The organism is uncultured Campylobacter sp., from assembly GCF_937921625.1.
Classification (GTDB): Bacteria; Campylobacterota; Campylobacteria; order Campylobacterales; family Campylobacteraceae; genus Campylobacter_B.
Map to the genome: position 1 here is coordinate 1 of NZ_CAKZTI010000053.1, position 16,649 is coordinate 16,649.

A 16,649-nucleotide genomic window follows, 5' to 3' on the forward strand; every position below is an offset into this window, starting at 1 on the left:
TCGCGCCAGCTCTGCCAAATCCAGCTCGTCGTGCATCATTGAATTTGCACGCAGCTCGTCTAAAAAGCTTAGACTGAAATTCGAGCTAAGCCCGTCGGTAGCGATGTTGTAATTAAGCCCGCTTGCGAGAAGCTTTTTAAAGCTTAGCCGCCTTTTACTAAGCAGGCGGTTGGAGCGCGCGCAGTGCGTGATCGAGTGGAGCTTCGGATCAAAGATGCTAAAATCATCCACCCAAACGCAATGCGTAAAAAGCGTGCGCAGCCCGCTGAAATGCGCTACGAAGCTCTGCGGCGAGTAAAAAGGCGCGGGCGCAGGATTAAATTTAGAAAGCCAGGTTTTAAGCTTACCGCTGCCCGTGCGCAGCCACTGCCGCTCGTAAGCGCTCTCCATAAAATGCGTGCTTATAGCAAACCCGTTTTCGCGGGCAAGCCTGGTCGCAAACTCCGTAATCTGCGGGTGCGTCGAATACGGCGAGTGCACCGACACGGCAGGGATAAAAAGCGAGCTCGCAAGCTCCTTTGCGCGCTCAAAATGCTGCTTAAATTTCAAAATATTCTCCGCCGCAGCGTCCTTGCTCGCGCCTAAAATTTCATTGAAAAACACGGTTCTAATGCCGCTTTGCGCGCAAGCTTCAGCCTCGCCGCCGAAGCTTGAAATTTCGCCGATCGTACCCACGCCGCTTCGCATCATCGCGGCGATCTGCTCCAAGATCAGCCGTCCGCGCGCTGCAGCGTCCAGCTGCTGCCTTGAGGCGATGACGCTGCCTAGCCAATCCAAAAAATCGCCGTAGCGCAGCGTGCCTTTGTTTGCGCTAAATTCCAAATGCACGTGCGGATTTATAAACGCAGGCATCGCTATGTCGCCGCTAAAGTCTAAAATTTCGGCTTGCGGATATTTGCGCGCCGCACTCGCAAAGGCGCAGACCTCGATTATTTTCTCGTCAAAGACGATCGCGCCCTCTTTTAAAATTTTAAAATTCTCATCGCAGACAAGAACCCACTTCGCCCTTAAAATTCTCATCGTTTTCCTTATCTAAAACAGCGCGTGATTTTAGCATAAAATTCTCTTCCGCGCTAAATTTAGAGATAAAATTTTATCGCTTGGGCTTGAGCGGGCAAATTTGGCGTCATAGTAAAAAATAAGCTCGCTTTGGTTATAATTTTCGCTTAAATTTCAAAACTAAGGACGTAAAAATGAAAATTATGGTAATTCAAGGACCGAATATCAATATGCTCGGTATGCGCGAGCCCGCTATTTACGGGGTTATGAAGATGGAGGACATCCACAAACAGATGAAGGCGGTCGCCGATCAGAGCGGCAACGAGATCGAGTTTTTCCAGAGTAATTTCGAAGGCGAGATCGTCGATAAGATCCAAGAGTGCTTCGGCACTTGCGACGGCATCATCATCAATCCCGCCGCCTACACGCACACTTCGCTCGCTATCCGCGATGCGCTTGCCGCAGTCAGTCTGCCCGTGATCGAGGTGCATATCTCAAACATCGCTCGCAGGGAGGAACTTAGACAAAAAAGTCTAATAGCACCCGTGACTGCGGGTCAGATCATCGGTTTCGGTCCCGTGGGATACCATCTGGCGATGATCGGAATGATTCAAATTTTTGAGCAGATCAAAGCTGCCAGAGCCGAACAGAAAGCCAAATAAGTTTGGGATTAAATTTGAAAAATTTTATCCTAAAGGACGAAAACGCTGTTTACCACGAGTGCGGATACAGCTGCGACAACGCGATATTTCTAAGTCTTGGTGGGCGCAAATTTTTCCTCACCGATGCGCGTTATAGCATCGAGGCGTGCGAGCTTTGCAAAGATACCGAAGTGATCGAGGTCGAGCGAAATTTGATAAAAGACGCGCGGCTGTTTTTGCGAAAGGCGGGCGTAAAGGAGCTTGGCTACAACCCGTACGATTTTAGCGCGGGCGAGTGGGAGGCGCTTAGCAAAGGGCTTGGGATAAGATTTAAGGCGCGGGCGAATTTTTCGCAAATTTCGCGCATAATTAAAACCGAAGATGAGATAAAAATTTTAAAGCAAGCGGCGCAGCTGGGCGCGGAAAGATTTGACGAATTTGCCGCGTTCGTGCGCGCCGAGGGCGAAGGCATGAGCGAAGAAGAGCTGTTTTTTAACGCCGAGCTCATCTTTAAGAAAAAAGGCGAGCTCGCGCTTAGCTTTTCGCCTATCGTCGCGATCAACGAAAACGCCGCAAAGGCGCACGCTCTGCCCGGTAAAAAACGTTTGCGACAGGGCGATTTACTCCTGCTTGACGCGGGGATTAAATTTAACCGTTACTGCTCCGATAGGACGCGCACGGCGTACTTTGACGAAAATTTTAACTTCAGCAAGGAGCAAAATTTTAAAAACGGCAAACGGCAAGAAATTTACGAGATCGTAAAAGAAGCGCAAGCTCTGGCGATCGCGGCGGTTATGCCCGGTAAAAAGGCGAGCGAGATCGATGCGGCGGCTAGGGATTTTATCGCCGCTCAGGGCTTTGGCGAAGCATTTTTTCACAGCACCGGACACGGCGTCGGAGTCGATATCCACGAGCTTCCGTTCATCTCAAAGCGCGGAGATACCGTGCTAAAAGAGGGCATGGTCTTTAGCGTGGAACCCGGGATTTACTTGCCCGGCGAATTTGGCGTGCGCATCGAGGACGTCGTGGTCGTGCGCGAAAACGGGGCTGAAATTTTATGAGAGTAGCTCGGGTGAACATGCAACTTAAGAAAAACGAATTTTACGAGTGCGCGGACGCGCTGTGCGTCGTAAAAAGCGCCGTTTTTCCGATGAGGCGCCGCGAGCGCGGAAATTTTAAAAATTTATACCTACTTGGACTCGGCGGGAATTTAGGAGATGTCAGGCGACGCTTCGAGCGATTTTATCGCACTTTACAAAGCGATGCGCGCTTTTTCGTAGCGCAAAATTCTCCAATCTTAAAAAACAAGCCGTTCGGCTTTTTGCGACAGGAAAATTTTTTAAACGCCGTGATGCTCGTGCAAAGCTCTCTGCCACCGCTTACATTGCTTAAAATCATGCAGCGCGCGGAGCTACGATTTGGGCGTAAACGGAGCTTCAAAAACGCGCCGCGCACGCTGGACGTGGATATTTTATATGCAAGCGCAAAGGTGCGTGCCTGCGAACGGCTCGCGCTGCCGCATCCTGGTGTTTGCGAGCGCATAAGCGTGATTTTGCCACTTGGAGAGATGAAATTTAAAAGAGGACTGATATGCAAACTAAAATCGTAAATTTTTTAAGCGCCAAGGGCGGAGTCGGCAAGAGCGTGATTGCAGCAAATTTCGCCGAAATTCTAAGCGAGCAGGGCTACCGCACGGCGATCATCGAAGCTCCGAATTTAAACAATCAAGAGATCATCTTAAACGCTTTGCAAAGAAAGAGGATTTCGCTGCCAAGCGCCGTCGCGGTAAAAATTTCTCAAAATTTAACTCTCGTCTCGCCCGCGCTTGCTTCACAAAATCCCGCGTCCTCGCAAAATTCTATCAAAAACGCAAGCTCTAGCGCGGACGATTGCGTCATGCAAAATTCTACGGATAGCGCACAAAATCGGGGAGGCGACGAAAGTGGCGGCTCGCACAATTACGCGCAAAAACTCACGAGCTCTGATGGCAAAAACAACTCAGAAAATTCCGCCGCTGCAAATTCAATGACAAACGCTGCAAAAAATTCTACGAATTGTGCAGCCAAAAAGCCGCAAAATTGCGAAGATAGATGGAATTTTGCAGAATCAGAAAGTCTAGAAAATTTTAAAAGTGACGATTTCACCAAGCAAAATTCAATCCCTGACGAGAATTCTCAAAATTCCGCAAGTGAAGATGAAAAGAAAAATTCCGCCCGCTCATCAAATCCCGAAAAAGCCGGAAATTCCGCAAACGCAAAAGCTCACGAAAGCCCCGCTCGCTTCGCAAGCGAGCTGAAAGAGGCGGGAATCTTCGATTTTATTTTGATCGATGCGGGGCTTGAGTATCTCGGAGATTTTTTGAGCATCGGCGACGAAAATATCGTGCTGTGCGCGAACGAACCCTGCTCGATCAGCAACACCTACGCGCTTTTAAAGACGCTTGGGGCGAGCAAAAAAGAGGTTTTGTTTTTGCTAAATTTCACCGCGAGCGAGGATGATGCCGTGATGATCTACGACAATCTAAAGTCGGTCGCGCACCGCAATATAAGCGAGTTGGGCTTTAAACTGCTAGGCTTTGTGCCGTTTTGCAAACAAGTAGCCGTCTGCTCACAAAATCGCGCGCTTTTTAACTCACACTATCCGTTTTCGCCCGCTACCATCGCGCTTAGACAGAGCGTCTCGCGATTTTTGGGCAAGCAGGGCTGCGAGCCTATCGATATGAGCGCTTACCGCGGCGTCGGCGGATTTTTACGAAAGCTTAGCAACCTAGTATGATTTACAATGAAATTTTAAAATAGCTACAATCCGCTATTTTAAGGCTAAATTTAAAAATTTAATGCTAAGCTAAAAGCCAAAATTTTAAAATATATATGAAAAAGATAGATTAATCATGCAGATAAAAGAAATTTTAAAAGACATCAAAATCGCCCGCGACAATCTCAAAAACGTGGGCAAAAGCGCCACGATCTTCGGCTCGGCACGCTTTAGCGAGGATAATCGCTACGTAAAAGACGCGCAAAAGCTCTGCGAGGGACTCGCTGATTTAGGATACTCGATCATCACCGGAGGCGGTGGCGGCATTATGCAAGGCGCCAACCGAGGCGCATTTGCGAGGGCAAGGACGCACAGCGTGGGCTTTAACATCATGCTGCCGTTTGAGCAAAAAAGCAACGGCTTTTTGACGCAGGGGGCGAAATTTTCAGCATTTGCACCACGCAAAGGCGCTCTCATCGAAAACAGCGAAATTTTCGTCATCTTTCCGGGCGGATTTGGGACGCTGGATGAGTTTTTTGAAATTTTAGTGCTGGTGCAGACGGGCTTTAAGCGCGCACAGATCTATCTTTACGACGAGGAATTTTACGCGCCTTTGATGGAGTTTTTCCGCACTTCGCTGCTAAAATCTGGCGCGATAAACGAAAGCGATCTGCAAAATTTTAAGCTCTGTGACAGCGTGGATGAAATTTTAACGGACGTGCGACGTAAGGAGAACGAATGAAAATTTTAGTCGCGATGAGCGGCGGCGTGGATAGCTCTATGTGCGCGAAGCTGCTACAAGACGCGGGCCACGAGATAGAGGGCTGCTATATGAAGCTGCACGCAAAGCCGGGCTATCACGAGGCAAACATCGCCAAAGTCCGCAAGGTGGGCGAGTTTTTAGGTATTAAAATCCACATTTTGGATCTGCAGAAGGATTTTAATCGCGACGTTTACGAGCCCTTCGTGCAGGCCTATATCGGCGGTCTTACGCCAAATCCGTGCGCGCTGTGTAACCGCCGCATAAAGCTCGGTAAGCTCTTGGAATTTGCACGCGAGCAGGGCTTTGAGCGCCTAGCTACGGGGCATTACGTCCGTATCGAGGACGGGCTTTTAAAAGCCGCTGTAGATCTTAGCAAAGATCAGAGCTATTTTTTAGCAAACATCGATCCTGTCGCGCTTAAATTTATGCTCTTTCCGCTTGGAGGGATGTATAAAAAGGATGTCAAAGAGGCTGCGCGCGCCTATACGGAGCTTTCACAGATCGCCTCTGCGAGCGAAAGTAGCGAGATCTGCTTTGTGGACACCACCTACATCGACGTTTTGAACCGTCATACGGGCACCAAAATGCCTGGCATCGTGCGCGACCGCGCGGGCAACGCCATCGGCACTCACGAGGGCTATATGCACTACACGATCGGCAAGCGCCGCGGTTTTACGGTGCACGGCGCGCATGAGCCGCACTTCGTGCTAAGCATCGACCCGCATAAAAACGAGATCGTCGTGGGCGGCAAGGAGGAGCTGGCGACCTACGAGTTCGACACCGAAAATTTTAACGCCTTTTTAAGCAGGGATGAAATTTTAAATATGGCGGGCCTCGGCGTTAAGATCCGCTACCGCAGCGCCAAACTCCCCGTTAAAATTTCGCCTCGCGAAGGGGGCGGGGTACATGCCGTGCTGTCTGCGCCCGCAGCGGGCATCGCTCCAGCACAGCTCGCGGTTTTCTACGACGAGCGCGACCGCGTAGTAGCAAGCGGATTTATAAAATAACGTTTCTCGTATCCTATGCTCGCTTTTGGCGCCGCTTGGGGCTCGTCTGCTCGCAAAATAGCGCTTTAATCGCGCCGCTTGATCTGCACTTGCTCTGCTAAATTTTATATAGAAAAAGAAATTTGCGCTTTTGAGTCCACGATTTTAAATTTCATCTCGCAAGCTCGGCGCGCAAATTTTATGCGCGTAGCTTTACGATTGAGGCTTTTAAATTTACGCTCTGTCGCTGTGTTACCTGCACTGCTAGCGAAATTTACGAAAGTTGCGGCGCTAAAATAAAATTTACGGCGACGTCTTATCAAAGCGCGCCGTGACGCAAAAATCGCGACCGATATAAAATATTTCGCGCGTCGTCGCGACGGCGCGAAACGAAATTTGCGCGCTCCCTCTAAAGGAATTTGCGATGAAATTTCTAAACCTGCGCTAGAGCCCACGACTACATTTAAATTTTAAAAATTTATGCCGAAATAAAATCAAATTTTAAAATTTAGCAGCGCTTTCTGCGCTCGAATTGTGCTCAAATCGCCCTAAAATTCCACTCGCGTCTTTACCTCAAAAAGCAGCTCGCCGTCCACCGCCTTAAGCCCGCCGCTCTTTATCATCTCGCGAATTTTACTCGTGCCAAAGCTGCTTTTTTGAAGCAAAATTTCAACCAAGTCTAGATTCCTGATCTCATAAATGCAGCGATCTATCAACTGCGAAGAGCCCAGATCGTCGAAGTAGAAAAATCGCCCGCCGTTTGAATAGACCCAGCCGTATAGCCCGCCGTGCACGCCGCCGACTCTGCGCCACTCGTGCGGCAGCTCGAGCGCGAAAAGCCCGCTTTTGCGAGCGACCAGCCTGCGAGTGCTGCGGCCGCCGCCCCAAACTTCGGTGCCTTCTAAAAAATATATTCGCTCGCCGCTTTGAAACACGCTGCCACTAAGCGCGCGAACTTCGCCCGCAAAGGGATTGTCTGCCGCGCGCTTTTGCTTTCCGTCATTCTCGTCGAAATAATAGATGCCGCCAAGGGAGGCAAAAAGCAGATGGTTTGAATGCGCAAGCTGCCTATTTAGCGGAGTATAGGGCGCGGCAGCTGGGTCAAATTTTAAATCGTTCGCAAAAACGTCGCCGCCTTTCGCATCCCACAAAAAATAGTCCAACCACTGCCTCAAAAGTTCGTAATGCCCGCCGTTATCCCGCGCATCTAGGCGCAGGTTTTTAAAATACACGTTCGCGCCGTCCGCGGCATAAACGTCGCTAGCGCGCCCATCGCTTCCCTCTATCTGGCGCAGGCTCGCGGCATCCGCGCCCGGCAAAACTTCTCCTTTATAAAACGCGCGAGAGCCCTGCGCAGCGTAATACACGCCCACGATTTGGCGCAGATCCGTAGCGTCGATTCGCTTAAATTTATAAACGTAGCTTTGCGGCTTGGGTGCATCCCAAAAGATATGCGCCAAGGTTTCATAAGTAAGCTTAAGAGCTCCCAGCGCGTCGTTCCACACCGCCTCGCCGTCGCAAAAATAGCTGATCCGTCCGTCGCTTACGTATCCGAACGCCACGGCTTTCGTGCGCGCGGGCTCTAGCTCGCTCATCGCGATATTGCCGCAATATACGGCGTTTTTATCCGCCGCGACGTTAGAGCGATAGCCGGAGCCGAAATCCAAAACCCGAAAGCTCGCCGCATCCGCGCCCTGCATCGCAAAATAGCCCGCACCCACCACGAGGGCGTAAATTTCATCTCCTTTTTTGTAAAAATCGCTGTATTTGATCTGCTCGTCGTCCCGCGGCGAGTAGTCGTCTGCGGAATTTATAACCGCAAACAGAGCGAGCGCGCTAAAAGCCGCAAATGCAAATGTCGCGCCAAGCATGATCTTACGCCAAAGCGGCATGCCTCTAGGCCCGTCTTGCACCGGTTTACGATCTGCTTCCGCCTTGCGCGCCCTAGCTTTGTGCTTCTTTTGTGCGCGCTCATCCTTTGGCTCTTGCGTAAAATCCTCATACATCTTTTGCCTCAAATTTAATCTCGCCGCAGATTGCGCGGCACTTGAAATTGTACAAAAGCGCGGCTAAATTTATGAAATTTAACGCTACGGGCAAATTCTGATTCAACTCTTTGCGGCGCTAATTTATTTTACGAACGCCACAAAATCTCTGGCGAATTTTAATTCAAATCGCTTCGTAGCCGCACGGAATCGGTGCCGTAACGCTTGCAAACACAAAGTCCTCATCGCCCGTATTTTTCATACCGTGGCACTCTCCGCTTTTGGAAATGATTAGATCACCCGCACAGATCGGCACCTCCTCGCCCTTGCTCGGATAAAACACGCCGCGTCCGCTTAAGCAGATCCACACGTCATCGCCGTCTGGGTGAATATGCGGCGCTACGACCTGGCCGCGTTTGACGATCCAAACCGCGCCGCAAGTGGCCTTCGTAGTAAAAAATGTCGTTTTTACGGCTCGCTCGTCGCTACAAATAGCATCTTTTATATGAAAAATTCTTTGCATTTTCGCTCCTTTAAGTTCACCGCATCCGGCGCGGTTTCGGCGGAATTTTAGCATTCTTTTCGTGCAGCGAAAGTGAAATTTCAAGCGCCAAACTCGCAACATAACCTTAAATAAAAATTTTAAATTCACATTTCACTGTGCGATTTTTTTGGAGGATTGAAGATCGCATCTAAAAGTAAGAAGACGCATAAGCATGGTATTTGTGGATAGAATTTCGGCTTTAATTTAAGACGAAATTTTAAAAATTCTTATAAATTTAAAGCCGGCCTACGAGATAAATTTATTGAATTTGATATGAGCTTTGCTTGCGCGCTTTTACCACCCAGCTTAAAGCCAAATCGTAGCTTTTATCAAAAACCTCGCGTGGCGTAGACTTTACGGCAAGCGCCAAGTCGGTTTATAAAGCTAAATCGGCTTATAAATAGATGCTACTACCTCCGGCTTGTTTTAGCAGATACGCATTTTTGCACCTCGAATTTTTGCACATTTTACGATAATGTTTTTATAGCGCGTAACATACTGATCACGAGCCGAGCGGGAGTTCAAAGAGATAGCGTTAGAATTTTGCACTATCTCTTAAATTTCAAAACTATTTTATCTTGCTTGGATCCAGCGCGATCTCGTCATTTTTGATTACGCCGATACCCTTATTTAGCACGTTTTGCGCGATCTGTTTAGCTTCTGCTAGCGAGTGCATCGCGAAGGTGCCGCACTGAAATTTATTCAGCTCGGGGATATCTTTTTGAGAGCCCACGCCCAAAATATCCTTCATACTCGCGCCCCACGCCGCCGCGACGGCACTCTCGCTAGGCGCGCCGATCACGCTCATATAAAAGCCCGTGCGGCACCCCATCGGCGAGATGTCGATGATCTCGACATCCGCGCTATTTAGATGCTCGCGCATGAAGCCCGCGAAAAGATGCTCCAGCGTGTGGGTGCCGCGCTCACTCATAATCTCTAAATTCGGGCGGCAAAACCGCAGATCATAGACGCTGATTTTATCGCCGCTTTTGGTGCGCATGCTCTTTGCAAGCCGCACGCCAGGGGCATTCATGCGGGTATGATCGACCTTAAAACTATCTAACAATGGCATATTTTCTCCTTAAATTCAGATCGTGGCGATTTTAACATAAAATTTCGCACTTTCAGGCGCACAGACGAAATTTTGGCTACAATTGCGTTTATTTTAAGGAGAATTAATGCCCTACATAAACGTCAAAATCACCAAAGAACGTGGCGGCTTAAGTCGCGAACAAAAAGCAAAGCTCGTAAAAGACCTAACCGATGCCCTGGTAGCCGTGTTAGGCAGGGGCGAGAAAACCACGGTCGTGACGATAGACGAAATATCCACTGACGACTACGCGATTGGCGGGCGGCTAGTAAGCGAAATCAGGGAGCGGCAGAGCTAAGCTCGCGCGTCAAGCTAACTTTGAAAAGTTAAATTTTAGAATTTTAAAATTTTCATGCAAAATTCTACGCGGCAGGCTCCGCTTTTAAGGGAATAAAATTTGCGATAATCCCCGCTTGCAAAATGAAATTTTACGCTAAATTCTATGCTGCAAAATTCCAAAAAACCAACCGAGCGAAAATTTTAAAGCGGATCTAATGGTGAAATTCTTTGAAAAAACCGGCAAGATAGAATTTATGCAAGTTTTAAAATCTTACTAGATAAAATTTAAGCCTCGCAAAGTTTAAAATTTCGCAAAATATAAATAGACAATATTCTTAGCGAGCTAGCGCTCCCAAATTAGTTTTTTGCCGAAAGTTAGGGTATTATCGGTCATTTTCATCCAATCGATTCTGATAGTAAAAAAATCAGTCTCCATCGCGCGCGCAAACGGGAAGCGCTTAAGATATAGCGAGGTTTCGCGCTCATCCGCGCTACGGATATGACCGCAAATCTGCACGCCTTTGATCCTACCTACAAATTTCGTATCCAGTGCAACTGTGGCCGCAACTCCGCGGTTGGCAAAGACTGCTTTGATATGCTCGGAGTCGCTCGCGCTTGCGATGATGAGCTCCTTATTTTGCGGATCGTAGGCATAAAATGCACTGCAACAATATGGCAGATTATTGCGCAAAACTCCGAGAGATAGAAGTTTCATCCTGCCTAAAAACTCGTCGAATTTATCCTGAGCGGCACACATTTTAAGCCTCCTTTTTGCTAAATTATACAATGATTTTCTTTTATTAGCTATAATCGCGAGCCAAAATTAGGAGAATTTTTATGGAAAATTATAAAAAAGTAAAAGAGATGTTTTTGATGCAGCAAGCCCTAAACGACGAAACAAACGGCGTGGGCTGGGAGGACGGCTATACAAAAAACGGCAAACTTATCAACTGGAAGCGCTGCATTTACATGGAATGCGCAGAGCTTATCGATAGCTTTGCGTGGAAGCATTGGAAAAATATCTCTGCAGCGCCGGACGTGAATAATATCGTCATCGAGATCGTTGATATTTGGCACTTCGTGATGAGCTATATTTTAGAGCAATATTACGGCGGCAAAGACATCGACCACATCGTAAGCGACGTCACGGCAGTAAGCGGATTTGCGGAGTTTAGCTCCTACGCCTACGATGTGCGCGAATACAGCATCTACGAAATCGTAAACGACATCGAGCTCATAATCCACGAAACAAGCGGATTTGAGCTGCAAATCGGCGAGCTTTTGACCGATTTTTTCCGCGTGGCGCTAAAATGCGGCGTGAGTCTCGATATTTTATTTGAAAAATATATCGGCAAAAACGTGCTGAATAAATTCCGTCAAGACCACGGCTACAAAGAGGGCAGCTACCGTAAAATCTGGGGAGACCTTGAAGATAACGAGGTGCTAATCGAGGTGCTATCAAAAGGCACAGTAAGCGCAAACGAAATTTACGAGCAATTGCAAAAGATCTACGACGCGACGAAGTGAAGTCGTGGGTTTGCGCGCGAGATTTCCCTTTGAAATTTTAAAAAAGGGCTTTGATTTGGAATTCTGCAGTTTTGTACCTAAAATTTTACGCAATGTCAGCTTATCTATAAGTGGCAAAATTCCGCGCAGCAAGCAAATAAATATTCGCAACAGGTAAAAACATAGCTAGATCTAGCCTCCCTTTACACACTATAAATGAGCAGATTAAACGCAGGCAAGCGATCAAAGCATAAATTTCGTATTATAATGCAAGATGAGCCGGCTAAAGCAAGCGAATGAGCCAAGCGGGCGGATTAATGAGGCGCTTTCGTGCGGTAGCCAAATTGCTCAGCTCAAATTCCGTCGCAAAAGTCGCTAAAATAACGCAAATAGGAGCATACATGGGTAGAATTTTTAATTTGGCAAAGCAGGATTTTTTTACGCGAAAGTTCATTTTGCTCTCGCTATTGCCGCTTATGTGCTCGCTCATAATCTTAGGCACGCTCGCGTTTTTCGGTGGTAAAGAGCTTTTTGACGCACTTTCGCAGGGCGCGCAAAGCGGCGATTTTAGCTTCTTGGACGAACAGCGCTTCCCGGTAATTGCAAAAATTCTAAGCTTTGCTGCTACGAAGTGGATTATCGGCGCGATTTTTTCGGTGTTTGCCAGCTTTGCGGTGCTGATGCTTAGCGTGTTTTGTGCGCTTATCATCGCAGCCTTTCTGACGCCCGCAGTTACTAAAGAGATCAACACGCGCCACTACCACCTAATCCGCGCGGATGAAGCGAGCACGGCGCGAGTGTTGAAACTAACGGCTCTTGAAATTTTAAAATTTTTAGTGATTTTATTTATCTGTTCGGTGCTTTTGTTTGTGCCGGTAATAAATTTATTCATAATCAACGTGCCGTTTTTTTATATCTATTACAAGCTGGTTCTAATCGACGTCGCTTCAAATGCGTTAAGCGCGAAAAGCTTCGAGCGCTCTTATAAAATGGGTGGCGGATATAAATTTGCCCTAAGCGCTTTTATTTTTTATCTGCTGTGTTTGATCCCGCTGGTAGGATTATTTTTCCAGCTATTTTTCATCATCTTTTTGACGCACGTAGTGCTGATAGACGAAAGCGCCCGCAATAAAAATCGCTAAAGATTAACTAAAATCAATGAAAAATTTTGAAATTTTCATAAAATAGTGCGAAATTTTTTAAGAAAGGATTTCTATGAAATCAGGTGATATTTACATTTGCAATATTTGTTCGCTAAAAAGTAGCGACGATGAAAATGCGGTCTTTATCAAGGCGCATAAAAACGGCGAGACGGTGCATATCTGCACATCCTGCATGCCTAGCGTCATCCACGGCTCAGGCATGGTCGTAAAAAGCAACTCCGAGATCGAAGAAGAGCTCCAAGACGCTACAAACTAGCTGCTAGCATCACTTGCTGCGGTGCGTTTTAATTTGTCTATTAATCTGCGCGCCGCAAAATTCCAAAATTCCAAAATTCCAAAATTCCAAAATTCCAAAATTCCAAAATTCCGCCTGCGAGATTTTCCGCCAAAATACTGCACAGCAAAATTCCGCGCTTAAAATTATAAAATTTTACGCAGCAAATTCTGTGCACTAAGCTTATCCCACATAAGAATTTTCGCGTTATAAGCTTGACGCTAAAATTCCTTGAGCTAAAACTAAAGTCTGAAAAATTTTAAAATCCGTGCAGCCGCTTGATCTCTGCGCTGATCGGCTTTTTTTGGCCTAATTTGGTCACGCTTACGTAGGTTGCGATCGCGCTGGTTACGTGCAGACACTCGCGAAATCCATCCTCGCCCAGTCGTAGCGCTGCGACCTCGATCTGCACGCGGATAGAGGTATTTCCTACGCTTAATACTTTTGCGTAGCAGCTGATGACATCGCCGATAAATACGGGCTGCTTGAAAGTTACCTCCTGCATCGAGATCGTCACGACCCGCTCGGGCGCTATCTCGCGCGCCGCCGTCGCGCCCGCTAAATCGATCTGCGCTAGTATCCAGCCGCCGAAAATATTGCCCGAGCTATTCGTATCCTTAGGCAGCGCTACGACCTTGATGCGCGGCTCGCCGAAATCGTCTAAGTTTAAATCGCTCATTTTTACTCCTTAAATTTAAAAATCTCGCATTTTAACCGCGCAAATTTAACACTTTTTCGATACAATCGGCAAAAATCTATGTCGAAATTTTAAAATTTTAAGCGGATGCGAGGATGGAATTTTGCTCGCGAAGCAGACACATTCCGCTCGTAAAAAGACGATAAAACGACAAAAAGGATACGCGATGAACGATTTTGTAAAACTTAGCGAGATGGCAGCGAGCGCTAAGGCGCGACTAAACGCCCTCTACGACGAGCCGCACGCCGAGCTGATCGCGCGTGGGCTGGAGATCTGCGGCTTTGAGTCTGGCGATACTGCGCGCATAGCCGTACTACGCCGAATCGTGGGTCTCAAAGAGGATCCGCTACTGCAAGAATTTCGCCGCTTGGGCTACGATGAGGCGCGCCAGCGCGAGCTAAAGAGCAAAATGTATGATTTCACGCGCGAAATACACGAGAGCATGCACGCAGCTCTTATCGCCGAGGCCGGCGCGCAGGGGATTTTGCAGCCGTTTTATCTGGAGCTTTTAAAGGGCGTGCACCGCATCGGGCTCGTGCTAAGCGATATGCAAAAAAGCTGGCAAGCCCTAATTATCGAAGGCACGAACAAGCGCTTACAGCAGGAATTTAGCTCGCTTGCGCAGGCGAAGGAATTTTTACTGCAAGAGGAGCTGTTTATGCGCACGCCTCACGGCGAGATCTGCGAGCGCTGCTACGGCGCGATAGTGCAGCGCGAGGGCAAATCCCAAATGGTGCCCTACGCCGTGGCCTTTGCGGATGAGACGGCGAAGCTGCAGAGCGAATTTGGCGATCTTTTGGAGCGTTTGGTGACGCTTGCAGAAGATGAGAGTGAGCTAGCTTACGTCGCGTATCTAGGCAAGCTCAAGCAGGCCTTTTGCGAGAGGGACGCCAGCGCGGTGATCGGCGCGTGGCGGGATGCGGAGATCGCGTGGATGGATATAAAAACGCCGCTTCAAATCGGGCATCCGCTTGAGTACTACGAGGACGCCTATACGCACGCAGTCGCGCTGGAATGGGACGTCAGGCTTGCAGGCGCGTATGAGTTTAGCGCGGAGGAATTTAAAGCGCGCGTAAGCGAGAGTTTTGAGCGTGCGTATGAAAAAATCGGCGCAAAGGGCGCCGTCATGCACTCGCTCGTGCTCTCAAACATCGCCAAAACCCAACTTTACGTCTGTGCGCCGCTGATCTACTACGGAGCCGATCTTAACGGGCTCTTTTCGGCGCAGGTCGTGCCCAACGACGAATTCGTAAGCACCAACTGCGGCAAGAAAATTTTCGCCTTCGTAAATTTCGTCTATGAAAGCGCCAAGGCTAGACCTTTTATGCGGCTAAGCAGCGAAATTTTCGACCTTGAGTATCTAAATTTCGGACGCGAAATTTTATTTAAAAAGCCGCAAATTTGGCGCCGCGTCTACGAAATATCGACGATCGGGCATGAGTTCGGGCATATATTTTTCATCGACGCGGACACTGAGGCGCGCATGAACCGCTCGGGGCTTTTCAAGCTCATCGAGGAGTACAAGGCGACCACTGGCGGGCTCGTGAACTTCTTTTTCCACGAGGAGGCGGAGTTTTGCCTGCCGGCGCTAGATGAGCTGATCCGCCGCGCCGTGGGGCTCATCGCGTGGCAGCAGGTGGAGGAACTCAAGCCCTACTACTGCGAGGCGTTGATACATCTGAGCTTGCTTTTCGCATCGGGCGTTTTGAAATTTGACGGCATGCGGCTGGCGGTTAAATTTGACAGCGCAGGCTATGAGAGCTTCAAAGCCGCGTACTTGCAAAACTATGAGGAGCTGGCGCGGCTTTATTGCGACAAAAAGGACGCGGTGGAATTTTTATCGCGCTTTGCGGAGCTTAGCGGCGGCGTGTATCTGCCGCGCGAGGCGCAGGTGCGGGAGTTTGTGGAGTTTTACTACTCGCGCTACGAAGCGATCGGCAACGAAACGGACCCTAGCAATGAGCGAGCAAAGTGGCTTTAAAATTTCAGCTCTGAACTGCGCCTTAAAATAATGGAAAGCTAGTAAAATTCCGCGGAATTTTAAGGGGAAAGCATGGGATATTTTAAAAATTTACTCTCTGATTTGCGAAGCGGCAGGCTTGCGCTGCATCCGATTTTGCTCGCGGCGATGTTTTGCATAGTGAAAATTTCGTGGCCTTATTTAATAGGACCTACGGGCGATGATGGCTCGGGCGGGACAATCTTCGGTAACTTCATATTTTGGGACCTTGCAGCATGCGCGTGTTTCATAGCGCTGGGCGCACATCTTGTCTATGTGGCGGGGCGTGGCAGCAAAAACAGCCAAAGTAGTAGCTGCGAAAACAGCGACCACGAAGGCGCGATGCAACCCCGTGGGCTGCGCTATTTAGCCGTGCTGCGCACTATCTTATGCGCCCTATGCATCATCGCGTGCGTGGCGGGCTATCTTAGCGCGGATATAAATCACCAGAAATTAGGAGTTCTGAATTGGTTTTTCCCGACTGCGTTATTAAGCGCTTTCATATATTTGATTGCGATCTGGGTTGTTACGACCGACTCTGAAATAGTAGCTTGGGGTGCCGTCTTTGGGACAAGCTATGTAGTCGCTTGCTATGCGGTTTGCAAATGTTTTTTTTGGTATGGTGGATATGTATTTTGGAAAGGGTTGGAGATAATCTTTCCTCTAATTTGGGCGTTTCATTTCAAGCGCACCTACAAAAAGCTCCTAGCAGAGGAGATGCGCGAGGCGTAACGGCAAGCTGAATGCAGAATTTTAGCCAAAATTTTGCCGCCAGCCGCAGCTTAAATTTAACTCAGGCGCAGCCTGCACCGATAGCGTCGTCGGGGGATGGGCGGGGTTTGGGGCGGGAAGGGGAGCGACCTCGCAATTCAAGCCCCCTTCCCGCCCCAAGATTACGATATCACGAACAAAAATTTAAATGGAATTTTACAAATAAACGCCGCTGCAACCCGAATTCCAAAGGCAGAA

General features: G+C 48.4%; 18 protein-coding genes. 12 read left to right on the forward strand and 6 right to left on the reverse strand.

Going from position 1 to position 16,649, the window contains the following annotated elements; all coding sequences use genetic code 11:
• Nucleotides 1-1,020, reverse strand: a 1,020-nt coding sequence (locus tag Q0101_RS08275; RefSeq protein ID WP_297944252.1) for an aminofutalosine deaminase family hydrolase, incomplete at its 3' end; no start/stop codon positions are given.
• Between the two features lie 173 nt (nucleotides 1,021-1,193).
• Between Q0101_RS08275 and aroQ the strand changes: the two genes are divergently transcribed.
• From aroQ to mnmA, 6 genes are all read left to right on the forward strand, one after another.
• Nucleotides 1,194-1,661: a type II 3-dehydroquinate dehydratase gene (gene aroQ / locus Q0101_RS08280; protein ID WP_005869936.1), complete on the forward strand. Its 468-nt coding sequence runs from the start codon at nucleotides 1,194-1,196 to the stop codon at nucleotides 1,659-1,661.
• A gap of 14 nt (nucleotides 1,662-1,675) precedes the next feature.
• Nucleotides 1,676-2,701, forward strand: a complete 1,026-nt coding sequence (locus tag Q0101_RS08285) for a M24 family metallopeptidase (RefSeq protein ID WP_297944255.1) — start codon at nucleotides 1,676-1,678, stop codon at nucleotides 2,699-2,701.
• Nucleotides 2,702-2,718: 17 nt separating this feature from the next.
• Entirely contained in the window at nucleotides 2,719-3,249 is a 531-nt protein-coding gene (gene folK / locus Q0101_RS08290) for a 2-amino-4-hydroxy-6-hydroxymethyldihydropteridine diphosphokinase (RefSeq protein WP_297944301.1), read from the forward strand.
• On the forward strand, nucleotides 3,231-4,415 hold the full coding sequence (locus Q0101_RS08295) for a P-loop NTPase (RefSeq protein ID WP_297944258.1): 1,185 nt from the start codon (nucleotides 3,231-3,233) through the stop codon (nucleotides 4,413-4,415). The genes folK and Q0101_RS08295 overlap by 19 nt, the downstream gene beginning before the upstream one ends.
• A 115-nt stretch (nucleotides 4,416-4,530) precedes the next feature.
• Nucleotides 4,531-5,136, forward strand: a complete 606-nt coding sequence (locus Q0101_RS08300; protein WP_297944261.1) for a TIGR00730 family Rossman fold protein — start codon at nucleotides 4,531-4,533, stop codon at nucleotides 5,134-5,136.
• Nucleotides 5,133-6,164 (forward strand): tRNA 2-thiouridine(34) synthase MnmA, encoded by a 1,032-nt coding sequence (gene mnmA, locus Q0101_RS08305; RefSeq protein ID WP_297944264.1) that lies wholly within the window; start codon nucleotides 5,133-5,135, stop codon nucleotides 6,162-6,164. The genes Q0101_RS08300 and mnmA overlap by 4 nt, the downstream gene beginning before the upstream one ends.
• A gap of 527 nt (nucleotides 6,165-6,691) precedes the next feature.
• Here mnmA and Q0101_RS08310 read toward each other — a convergent pair.
• The 3 genes from Q0101_RS08310 to luxS all read right to left on the reverse strand — a co-directional run bounded on the left by Q0101_RS08310 (nucleotide 6,692) and on the right by luxS (nucleotide 9,744).
• Complete coding sequence (locus Q0101_RS08310) at nucleotides 6,692-8,149, reverse strand: DKNYY domain-containing protein (RefSeq protein ID WP_297944267.1); 1,458 nt, start codon at nucleotides 8,147-8,149, stop codon at nucleotides 6,692-6,694.
• 163 nt (nucleotides 8,150-8,312) lie between these two features.
• Nucleotides 8,313-8,651: a cupin domain-containing protein gene (locus tag Q0101_RS08315; RefSeq protein ID WP_297944269.1), complete on the reverse strand. Its 339-nt coding sequence runs from the start codon at nucleotides 8,649-8,651 to the stop codon at nucleotides 8,313-8,315.
• Nucleotides 8,652-9,240: 589 nt separating this feature from the next.
• Complete coding sequence (luxS, locus tag Q0101_RS08320) at nucleotides 9,241-9,744, reverse strand: S-ribosylhomocysteine lyase (protein WP_297944272.1); 504 nt, start codon at nucleotides 9,742-9,744, stop codon at nucleotides 9,241-9,243.
• Nucleotides 9,745-9,850: 106 nt separating this feature from the next.
• Here luxS and Q0101_RS08325 point away from each other — a divergent pair, with 106 nt between their 5' ends.
• Nucleotides 9,851-10,060, forward strand: a complete 210-nt coding sequence (locus tag Q0101_RS08325; protein WP_295153095.1) for a 4-oxalocrotonate tautomerase family protein — start codon at nucleotides 9,851-9,853, stop codon at nucleotides 10,058-10,060.
• Nucleotides 10,061-10,384: 324 nt separating this feature from the next.
• Here Q0101_RS08325 and Q0101_RS08330 read toward each other — a convergent pair whose 3' ends face one another.
• A complete protein-coding gene (locus Q0101_RS08330; RefSeq protein WP_177386822.1) occupies nucleotides 10,385-10,798 on the reverse strand; it encodes a hypothetical protein in 414 nt (137 codons plus the stop codon).
• An 80-nt stretch (nucleotides 10,799-10,878) separates the two neighbouring features.
• Here Q0101_RS08330 and Q0101_RS08335 point away from each other — a divergent pair, with 80 nt between their 5' ends.
• From Q0101_RS08335 to Q0101_RS08345, 3 genes are all read left to right on the forward strand, one after another.
• A complete protein-coding gene (locus Q0101_RS08335) occupies nucleotides 10,879-11,568 on the forward strand; it encodes a dUTP diphosphatase (protein ID WP_297944275.1) in 690 nt (229 codons plus the stop codon).
• Nucleotides 11,569-11,948: 380 nt separating this feature from the next.
• Nucleotides 11,949-12,689 (forward strand): EI24 domain-containing protein, encoded by a 741-nt coding sequence (locus Q0101_RS08340; protein ID WP_297944278.1) that lies wholly within the window; start codon nucleotides 11,949-11,951, stop codon nucleotides 12,687-12,689.
• Between the two features lie 73 nt (nucleotides 12,690-12,762).
• Nucleotides 12,763-12,966: a hypothetical protein gene (locus Q0101_RS08345; RefSeq protein ID WP_297941994.1), complete on the forward strand. Its 204-nt coding sequence runs from the start codon at nucleotides 12,763-12,765 to the stop codon at nucleotides 12,964-12,966.
• A gap of 277 nt (nucleotides 12,967-13,243) precedes the next feature.
• Here the strand turns inward: Q0101_RS08345 and Q0101_RS08350 are convergent, their stop codons facing one another.
• Nucleotides 13,244-13,663, reverse strand: coding sequence for an acyl-CoA thioesterase (locus tag Q0101_RS08350; RefSeq protein WP_291940280.1), 420 nt, complete (start codon nucleotides 13,661-13,663; stop codon nucleotides 13,244-13,246).
• A gap of 184 nt (nucleotides 13,664-13,847) precedes the next feature.
• On the opposite strand from Q0101_RS08350, the gene ciaB reads away from it, so the two are divergent.
• Together ciaB and Q0101_RS08360 are read left to right on the forward strand one after the other, a co-directional pair.
• Nucleotides 13,848-15,662, forward strand: a complete 1,815-nt coding sequence (ciaB, locus tag Q0101_RS08355; RefSeq protein ID WP_297944282.1) for an invasion protein CiaB — start codon at nucleotides 13,848-13,850, stop codon at nucleotides 15,660-15,662.
• A gap of 72 nt (nucleotides 15,663-15,734) precedes the next feature.
• On the forward strand, nucleotides 15,735-16,412 hold the full coding sequence (locus tag Q0101_RS08360) for a hypothetical protein (protein WP_297944284.1): 678 nt from the start codon (nucleotides 15,735-15,737) through the stop codon (nucleotides 16,410-16,412).
• Nucleotides 16,413-16,649: the final 237 nt, after the last annotated feature.

What these genes read in the sequence shown, in the direction of transcription:
- Q0101_RS08315 (WP_297944269.1), bottom strand. Translation starts at nt 8,651, where the DNA reads ATGCAAAGAATTTTTCATATAAAAGATGCTATTTGTAGCGACGAGCGA.
- Q0101_RS08325 (WP_295153095.1), top strand. Translation starts at nt 9,851, where the DNA reads ATGCCCTACATAAACGTCAAAATCACCAAAGAACGTGGCGGCTTAAGT.
- ciaB (WP_297944282.1), top strand. Translation starts at nt 13,848, where the DNA reads ATGAACGATTTTGTAAAACTTAGCGAGATGGCAGCGAGCGCTAAGGCG.
- Q0101_RS08360 (WP_297944284.1), top strand. Translation starts at nt 15,735, where the DNA reads ATGGGATATTTTAAAAATTTACTCTCTGATTTGCGAAGCGGCAGGCTT.
- Q0101_RS08295 (WP_297944258.1), top strand. Translation starts at nt 3,231, where the DNA reads ATGCAAACTAAAATCGTAAATTTTTTAAGCGCCAAGGGCGGAGTCGGC.
- Q0101_RS08340 (WP_297944278.1), top strand. Translation starts at nt 11,949, where the DNA reads ATGGGTAGAATTTTTAATTTGGCAAAGCAGGATTTTTTTACGCGAAAG.
- folK (WP_297944301.1), top strand. Translation starts at nt 2,719, where the DNA reads ATGCAACTTAAGAAAAACGAATTTTACGAGTGCGCGGACGCGCTGTGC.
- Q0101_RS08300 (WP_297944261.1), top strand. Translation starts at nt 4,531, where the DNA reads ATGCAGATAAAAGAAATTTTAAAAGACATCAAAATCGCCCGCGACAAT.
- luxS (WP_297944272.1), bottom strand. Translation starts at nt 9,744, where the DNA reads ATGCCATTGTTAGATAGTTTTAAGGTCGATCATACCCGCATGAATGCC.
- Q0101_RS08350 (WP_291940280.1), bottom strand. Translation starts at nt 13,663, where the DNA reads ATGAGCGATTTAAACTTAGACGATTTCGGCGAGCCGCGCATCAAGGTC.
- mnmA (WP_297944264.1), top strand. Translation starts at nt 5,133, where the DNA reads ATGAAAATTTTAGTCGCGATGAGCGGCGGCGTGGATAGCTCTATGTGC.
- Q0101_RS08330 (WP_177386822.1), bottom strand. Translation starts at nt 10,798, where the DNA reads ATGTGTGCCGCTCAGGATAAATTCGACGAGTTTTTAGGCAGGATGAAA.
- Q0101_RS08345 (WP_297941994.1), top strand. Translation starts at nt 12,763, where the DNA reads ATGAAATCAGGTGATATTTACATTTGCAATATTTGTTCGCTAAAAAGT.
- Q0101_RS08310 (WP_297944267.1), bottom strand. Translation starts at nt 8,149, where the DNA reads ATGTATGAGGATTTTACGCAAGAGCCAAAGGATGAGCGCGCACAAAAG.
- aroQ (WP_005869936.1), top strand. Translation starts at nt 1,194, where the DNA reads ATGAAAATTATGGTAATTCAAGGACCGAATATCAATATGCTCGGTATG.
- Q0101_RS08335 (WP_297944275.1), top strand. Translation starts at nt 10,879, where the DNA reads ATGGAAAATTATAAAAAAGTAAAAGAGATGTTTTTGATGCAGCAAGCC.